We start from the raw sequence: 2439 nt of genomic DNA on the forward strand, positions 1-2439 counted from the left end.
TGTTTATGGCATCATAAAAATGTAGGTTATGGCATTTAATTTGTGCTGGCCCCTAGGGGCCTGCACAAATTAAAAATGGCCACTTGTCAACATTCCAAAATACACATACACTTCCTGTTGGGTACAAAACGTGCAGGAGGTATTTAAGGAGATGTTGGCAGTGGCCGAGATTAATTATATCAGACATGAGGTTAACAATAAAGACTGCGGATATTCAAGTGTAGCTAAAAGGACAGGGAGAGATCCGCGAACCATTAAGAAGTATGCAGAAATGGAGGATTTCAACCAAAAGCCAAAGAAAAGACAGAATAGGGCCGCTCCGGTTTTAGGGCCAGTAAAAGTGATCCTAGATGAATGGATCAAGGAGGACTTGAAGAAGAAAAAGAAGTTCCGCAGGACAGCCAAGAGAATGTGGGAGCAATTAAAGAATTACCATGATTTCAAAGGCTCTGACCGTACGGTCCGGGATTATGTTTCCGGGAGGAAGAAAGAATTTCTTAACGAAGCAGATGAAGCAGCACTGCCACTCGAAGCTATTTCAGGAACAGCCCAGGTGGATTTTGGGGAAGCTCCTTTTATTTACGGAGGAGCAGAAATTGTATTGCCATACCTGGTAGTGTCCTTTCCTTTTAGTAATGCCTTTTACTTTCAGGTCTTTCCTTCTCAAAATAAAGAGTGCTTTCTTGAGGGAATGAAAAGAGTCTTTCACCATATGGGGGGAGTGCCAAAAGCCATACGCTTTGACAACCTTTCCCCTGCCGTAAAAAAAGTACTGCCAAATGGTGAACGGCAACTAACAGAGGAATTCCAGAACTTCGTTCTGCATTACGGCTTTGAATGTGAATTCTGCAATCCCAATAGTGGCAATGAGAAGGGCCATGTCGAGGCAATGGTTAAGTATGTACGGAATAACTATCTCCTCCCGGGACTCCATGTCATTGAACTGGACGAGCTAAATAAGGATCTATGGGAGAAGGCCGAGAAGGATCGTAATAGGAAACATTATCAAAAAGAGTGGGCAATCTCAGAGCTATTCGAGGAGGACAAGGCAGCTTTTTTACTACTACCGGCAAAAGAATATGAATGTGTAAGATATGAAACTCTTAAAGCCGATAAATACGGTTATATCAAGGTCGACCTTAACCTGTATTCAACTTCGCCAAGATATGCGCTTAGCAAGGTTCTGGTAAAAATCTCTTACAACACTGTGGAGATCTTGAATGATGACCACCAACTTGTGGTCAGTCATTCCCGCCTTTATGGCCAATACCGAAAGTCAATGAAATGGCAGCCATATCTAAACTTAATGGCCAAACGCCCTACGGCACTTAAATATACTAATTTCTATGATCAGCTCCCGGAAGAATGGAAATTGTATTTCGAATCCTGTACAGTACCCGAAAAGCCGGAGGCACTGAAACTACTATCGGTGATCTTAAAGGACCACGATTTTAGCGTCATTACGAAAGCGCTGATTATTGCTTCTGAACATGGGCATCCCTCCGTAGATGCGATCAAACAAGTATTCTATCAGCTTATTAACGGTCGTGGCATCCGAAATGATATAAAACCGAAAGTACCGCTTCCTGAACTACCTGAAGCTACTCGAGGCCTCGGTCATTATGACCAGCTCCATAAAGGAGTGGATGCATAATGAATGAGCAAATTCAATCCTACGCCAAACGGCTAAAACTCAGCTGGATTAAGGAACATTTTCATGAAGTGGAAGGCTCGAATCATCAGGAGTATTTATTGAAGCTCTTTGAAGCAGAAATCCGGCAGCGAGAAGAGCGCAGGGTCAACCTCCTGTTAACGCAGGCTACGCTTCCAAAAGTGAAAGGAAATCCGTTTGACTGGAGCGAGGTTCAGATTCCGGCAGGAATGACAAAGGATCAACTGTTGAATGGAGAGTTCATGGAAAGGCAGGAGAATGCCATTTTCTATGGAGGAGTAGGCGTCGGTAAGACCTACCTCGCCTCGTTGATCGGTTTGAATGCCATACATAAGTTTGGAAGGTCGGTAAAGTTCTACACAGTGGCAGGATTGGTGAATCGGCTTCTCGAGGCGAACGAAAAAGGGACTCTGCCGAAATTGTTCAAGCAAATCGAAAAGCTAGATTTAATGATCCTCGATGAACTGGGTTATATCCCTTTACATAAACAAGGTGGAGAGCTATTATTCCAGGTCATTTCAATGTGTTATGAGGCCAAAAGCATCATCATTACGACCAACCTGCAGTTCGGTCAATGGAACCATGTTTTTGGTGATCCAATCTTGACAGAGGCAGTCATTGATCGGCTGATCCACCACTCTCACCTGGTGGTATTCAATGGAGACAGTCATCGCTATAAAGAGTCATTATTACAAAACTAGCAATAATGTTGGCAAGTGGTTACATTTTAAACTGCCGTTTCATGCATTTTTTGCTTGCCAAATACA

At 43.2% G+C, this 2439-nt stretch carries 2 protein-coding genes; both read left to right on the forward strand.

Translation table 11 applies throughout. From position 1 onward, the window contains the following. Positions 1-151: 151 nt before the first annotated feature. Complete coding sequence (gene istA, locus L634_RS0128400; RefSeq protein WP_026585296.1) at positions 152-1654, forward strand: IS21 family transposase; 1503 nt, start codon at positions 152-154, stop codon at positions 1652-1654. Next, positions 1654-2373 carry an IS21-like element helper ATPase IstB gene (gene istB, locus L634_RS0128405; protein WP_026585297.1) on the forward strand — a complete coding sequence of 240 codons (720 nt, stop codon included), beginning with the start codon at positions 1654-1656 and terminating at the stop codon, positions 2371-2373. Before istA ends, istB begins: the two co-directional genes overlap by 1 nt. The last annotated feature ends 66 nt before the right edge of the window (positions 2374-2439 follow it).

The organism is Bacillus sp. J33, from assembly GCF_000518885.1.
GTDB lineage: Bacteria > Bacillota > Bacilli > Bacillales > Cytobacillaceae > Cytobacillus.

Bases quoted from the DNA above. Each gene is read 5' to 3' on its own strand.
- istB (WP_026585297.1), top strand. From the start codon at position 1,654: ATGAATGAGCAAATTCAATCCTACGCCAAACGGCTAAAACTCAGCTGG.
- istA (WP_026585296.1), top strand. From the start codon at position 152: ATGTTGGCAGTGGCCGAGATTAATTATATCAGACATGAGGTTAACAAT.